Source organism: Rhizobium sp. 57MFTsu3.2 (genome assembly GCF_012932765.1).
Lineage (GTDB): Bacteria > Pseudomonadota > Alphaproteobacteria > Rhizobiales > Rhizobiaceae > Rhizobium > Rhizobium altiplani.
The window spans coordinates 1-4850 of record NZ_JDWI01000071.1 but is presented as its reverse complement, the minus strand read 5'-3'; the positions used below and the strand labels follow the sequence as shown (position 1 = coordinate 4850).

The window sequence follows — 4850 nt, the reverse complement described above, 5'->3', positions numbered from 1 at the left end:
GGTCGGTGTTGCCCCTATCAATCGCGACAGTGGCCTGATGCGTGGCAAGAGGATGATTGCCGGCGGCCGCAAACCAGTGCGCGACGCCCTTTACATCGCCGCCTTGCCCGCCATCCGCTTCGATCCAGCCATGAAGGCCGTCTTCGAACGACTGAAAGCGAAAGGAAAGCCCGGAAAGGTCGCTCTCGTCGCGGTCATGCGAAGGATGATCATAATCCTCAATGCCAAAATGAGAGACTATCGAGCAACGGTGATTGACGCCTAACACCGTTGCTTTTTTATTTTCCCTCGCGCTAATCTTTCGTCTCCGGAGGGCCACGGCATTAACCAAGCATCAAGGTTAATGAGACATTTTCAACGGCATGTTCATGCGTCTCATGCCGGAGTCTCGCGTTGCGTCGAAATAGCCCTTCCCGTGGCAAGCTGCGCCTCTTGCTTCAAAATTGGAGTTCACCCGCGCTCTTCGGCGTTTGCGGGTGGCTGATGTCACCGACGATGGCGTCGCATGCCGACCTCGCGGCTCTGCTTGCCGGCCTCGACCAGGGTAGGGAAAACTGGCGCATGGTTCTAACCAATTCGCCGGCAGGTTCGATCCATCAGGCTGAGCTGACCTTTGCCGATCCCGTAGTCACGGGCACGATTGCTGCCGGGGCCGGCATGGTTTTGCCCGACGGCCGCAAGGTCGCATTCATGGCGAAGGACAAGGGACACGAGGCGACGTCGGACGAGGACCGCGTCAATCGCCCGGCCAAGAAAGGCCGCGTCGTTGCTGTCGAAACGGTGCAGCCGCCGAAGGACTTTTCCGCCGGGTCCATTCTCCAGCGAACGCGCCTGCTCTTTCAGCCCACCTTCGACCTGAAGGACAAATCCGCCTTCGTGAAGCCGAAGATCAAGGGCAAGGAAATCCAGATCGCGACCAATTTCTATAAGAAGGAACCGCCCAAGCCGGACCGCGGCGTCTCGCCCATGCTGGCTGGTCTCGTGACCAACGCGAAGGCTGACGTGCTGGCGACGGCCTATGCGCCGTCCGCTCCCGACTACTCCCGTCAGTCGCCGTTCGATTCGATTCTCACCGACAAGGCCGACGACGGCCGCTTCGTGCCGCAGATCGGCCCGCGGGATCACGCCTGGGCCGCAAGCATCTTGGCGCCCTCGGTGTTTTCGGCGGCCGAGCAGCAGTGCCTGGCATCCGGCATCTATTTCGAAGCGCGTGGCGAAACGGTGAAGGGGCAGGCCGCCGTCGCGCAGGTCATTCTTAATCGCGTCCGCAATCCGGCCTACCCGAAGACGATCTGCGGCGTCGTCTACCAGAACGAGGATTGGCGCAACCGATGCCAGTTCTCCTTTGCCTGCGACAACATCAAGGACCGGGTGAACTCGCAGTATCACTGGAGAATCGCCCGCGAAGTCGCGATGGCGGTCACCGCCGGCAAGATCTGGCTCCCGCAGGTTGGCTCCGCCACGCACTACCATGCCGTCTATGTTCGTCCGAAATGGGCAAAGACCATGGAAAAGGTCGGCCGCATCGGCCTGCACGTCTTCTATCGCACCTATGGCGGCGGTTGGAGCTGAGGAAAAAGCCAATCCTGACGCGATTTTGCGTCTCTTGGCAGCACAGGAAAGCGGATTCTTTCGGTCGATTTTGGATAAGTGCGCCAAGATCGGCCTAAGCCCATGTTTTTTATCGCCTATTTTATGGCTGGACATCCACCGCTCACGCCTTGACTATGCTTTTTGCTAAAACTATGTTGCGCGCGACTTCAAAACGGGCCGAAAGGTTCTCAAACCTTGGGGTCGTTGTCCGGAAAACCGGGGTAGCGGGATCGCGGACAGCGGCTGGCGGAGGAGAGCACCATGGCGGAAGACCGCGAGGAAAGTCTTGAGAAGCGCCGTGCGCAATTGGAAGCGAAACTCGCAACCAAGCGCGTAGAAGCAGGGAAGGAAGAGGCTATCGAAGCCAGCGCCGAGGCAAGCCGCAAAGGTTATGCCCAGGCGATGAAGCTTTCGAGCGAGTTCATCTCCGCTATCGTCGTAGGCGCCGTTCTTGGCTATCTCCTCGACCGTTTTGTCGGTACGGCGCCTTGGGGATTGATCGTTCTTCTTCTTCTTGGGTTTTGTGCCGGCGTATTGAACGTTCTGCGCGCTGCGGGGAAGGTTGCAAAACCGGATCCTACCGAGCGCCAGGATGGTGGAAAATAGGGCAGGGCGCTCCGGCGTTCGATCCAGTGCAATAATCCCGTCTCGCGCGGGCTAAAGATAGAGAGAACAAGCGGTGTCTAACGATCCGACCCATCAGTTCCTGATCCAGAAGATTGTGCCGATCGAAGTCGGCGGAATTGATTTCTCGTTTACGAATGCATCGCTCTTCATGGTGGCGTCCGCTGCCGTTGCCGCCGGCTTCCTGTATTTCTCGACGTCCAACCGGGCGATCGTGCCGGGCCGCTCACAGTCGGTTGCGGAGATGTCCTACGAGTTCATCGCCAACATGCTGAAGGAAGGCGCCGGATCCAAGGGGATGAAGTTCTTCCCATTGGTCTTCTCGCTCTTCATGTTCGTGTTGACGGCAAACCTGCTCGGCATGTTCCCGTACTTCTTTACGGTCACCAGCCAGATCATCGTCACCTTCGCGCTAGCGCTGCTCGTTATCGGCACGGTTCTCGTCTACGGCTTTTATAAGCACGGCTTCCACTTCCTGAATGTTTTTGTCCCGCAAGGCGTTCCTGGCATTCTTCTGCCCCTTGTTGTGTCGATCGAAATCATTTCCTTCCTGTCCCGCCCGATTTCGCTCTCTGTTCGTCTTTTCGCCAATATGCTGGCTGGTCACATCACCTTGAAGGTGTTCGCAGGCTTCGTTGCCTCGCTTGGAGCGCTGGGTGCGGTCGGTGTTGGTGGAGCCGTTCTTCCCCTGATTATGACGGTCGCCCTGACCGGTCTCGAGTTCCTCGTCGCCTTCCTCCAGGCTTACGTCTTTGCGGTGCTGACATGCATGTACCTCAATGACGCGATCCATCCGGGTGGCCACTAAGGGATACCGACATTGACGTCCCTCCGGCGTCAGTCAATTTCGCCGCAACACAACCATTTCAAAGGAGTTCAACATGGAAGCGGAAGCAGCAAAGTTCATCGGTGCAGGTCTGGCTTGCTTTGGTATGGCCGGTACGGCTCTCGGCCTCGGCAACATCTTCGGCAGCTACCTGTCCGGCGCTCTGCGCAACCCGTCTGCTGCTGACAGCCAGTTCGGCCGTCTGGTTTTCGGCTTCGCCGTTACGGAAGCTCTGGGCATCTTCTCGCTGCTCGTCGCTCTCCTCCTGCTCTTCGCCGTTTAATACAGGCGCATTGAAGGATCACGGCCTGCAGTCCGCATGCCGTGATCCTTTGCATTTGCAGTACACCTGGAGGTGAGCATGTTTTTTGTGACCCCGGCTTACGCCGAAGAGGCCCCGGCGGGAACCGCAGAAACTGGTGCAGCAACCGGTACAGACACGCATGCCGCCCCGGCAGCAGGCGATGTCCACACCGAGACCGGCGTACCAGCCGAGCATCATGGTGGCGGCGTGTTTCCGCCTTTCGATTCGACGACCTACGCTTCGCAGCTGCTTTGGCTGGCAATTACGTTTGTCGTCTTCTTCGTGCTCATGCAAAAGGTCATCGCGCCGCGCATCGGCAATATCCTCGAGCAGCGTCACAACCGCATCTCGCAGGACCTCGATGAGGCAGGCCGCCTGAAGGCGGAAGCGGACGCCGATGTTGCCGCTTACGAAGCCGAATTGGCCGCCGCGCGCGCCAAGTCGAACGCGATTGGCACAGCCGCCCGCGACGCTGCCAAGCTGAAGGCGGAAGCCGACCGCAAGGCCGTGGAAGCAGGTCTGGCCGAAAAGCTCAAGGCTGCCGAAGGTCGCATCGCAGACATTAAGGCGAAAGCATTCGCTGACGTCGGCACCATCGCCGAAGAAACAGCAACGGCTGTCGTAGAGCAGCTGATCGGCACCTCGGCAAAGGCAGATGTTGCCGCCGCAGTCGCTGATATCAAGAAGGGGGCTTGATCGATGGAATTTGCATTCGACGCAACATTCTTCGCATTTGTCGGCCTTGTCCTGTTCCTGGCGCTGGTTGTTTACCTCAAGGTTCCGGGCATGATGGCCAAGTCGCTGGACGACCGCGCCGATCAGATCCGCAACGAGCTCTCGGAAGCCAAGCGCCTGCGCGAAGAAGCCCAGCACCTACTGGCCGAATATCAGCGCAAGCGTAAGGAAGCCGAAGCTGAAGCTGCACACATCGTTGCTGCAGCCGAGCGCGAGGCCGAAATGCTGACCGCCGAAGCCAAGAAGAAGACGGAAGAATTCGTCGCAAACCGCACGACGGTTTCCGAGCAGAAGATCAAGCAGGCGGAAGCCGATGCGATGAAGGCGGTGCGTTCCGCTGCCGTCGATCTGGCAATCGCTGCTGCCGAAAATGTTCTGGCAAAGAAGGCCGACACGAAGGTTCGGTCCGAACTCTTCAGCGACGCGGTCGGTCAGGTCAAGAGCCGCCTCAACTAAGCTTGCCAAGTACTTAAGAGCCCGGCTGATGCCGGGCTCAGATTGCTGACAAACCCCTGGCACCGTCTGGGGGTTTGTGATTCATTGGGACATGTTGAAGAAACCTGCCCCCACCCAGACGGCTCTTGAGATGGTGACGCTCGACAGTCTGGTGCCGAAGGATCACCTGCTGCGCAAGATCGACGCGGTGATCGACTTTTCCTTCATCCATGATCGTGTTGCGGGGCTTTATTGCGCCGACAACGGCCGCCCGCCGCTCGATCCGACCTTGATGTTCAAGGCGCTGTTCATTGGCTACCTGTTCGGCATCCG

8 protein-coding genes are annotated in these 4850 nt (G+C 58.8%); all 8 read left to right on the top strand.

The window, feature by feature from the left end; all coding sequences use genetic code 11:
- The coding region (locus AF71_RS31185) for a transposase (protein WP_169682652.1) at nucleotides 1-265 on the top strand (265 nt) is incomplete at its 5' end.
- A 128-nt stretch (nucleotides 266-393) separates the two neighbouring features.
- A complete protein-coding gene (locus AF71_RS31180; protein ID WP_169684539.1) occupies nucleotides 394-1572 on the top strand; it encodes a cell wall hydrolase in 1179 nt (392 codons plus the stop codon).
- 282 nt (nucleotides 1573-1854) lie between these two features.
- Nucleotides 1855-2199 (top strand): F0F1 ATP synthase assembly protein, encoded by a 345-nt coding sequence (locus AF71_RS31175; protein WP_018859315.1) that lies wholly within the window; start codon nucleotides 1855-1857, stop codon nucleotides 2197-2199.
- 73 nt (nucleotides 2200-2272) lie between these two features.
- Nucleotides 2273-3025, top strand: coding sequence for a F0F1 ATP synthase subunit A (locus AF71_RS31170; RefSeq protein WP_018859316.1), 753 nt, complete (start codon nucleotides 2273-2275; stop codon nucleotides 3023-3025).
- A 73-nt stretch (nucleotides 3026-3098) separates the two neighbouring features.
- Nucleotides 3099-3326 carry a F0F1 ATP synthase subunit C gene (locus AF71_RS31165; protein WP_003588243.1) on the top strand — a complete coding sequence of 76 codons (228 nt, stop codon included), beginning with the start codon at nucleotides 3099-3101 and terminating at the stop codon, nucleotides 3324-3326.
- A gap of 78 nt (nucleotides 3327-3404) precedes the next feature.
- Nucleotides 3405-4043 (top strand): F0F1 ATP synthase subunit B, encoded by a 639-nt coding sequence (locus AF71_RS31160; protein WP_018859317.1) that lies wholly within the window; start codon nucleotides 3405-3407, stop codon nucleotides 4041-4043.
- 3 nt (nucleotides 4044-4046) lie between these two features.
- The gene (locus tag AF71_RS31155) at nucleotides 4047-4538 is read left to right on the top strand and encodes a F0F1 ATP synthase subunit B (RefSeq protein ID WP_018859318.1); all 492 of its coding nucleotides are present in this window, start codon (nucleotides 4047-4049) and stop codon (nucleotides 4536-4538) included.
- 91 nt (nucleotides 4539-4629) lie between these two features.
- On the top strand, nucleotides 4630-4850 hold a 221-nt coding region (locus AF71_RS31150), incomplete at its 3' end, for a transposase (RefSeq protein WP_169681523.1).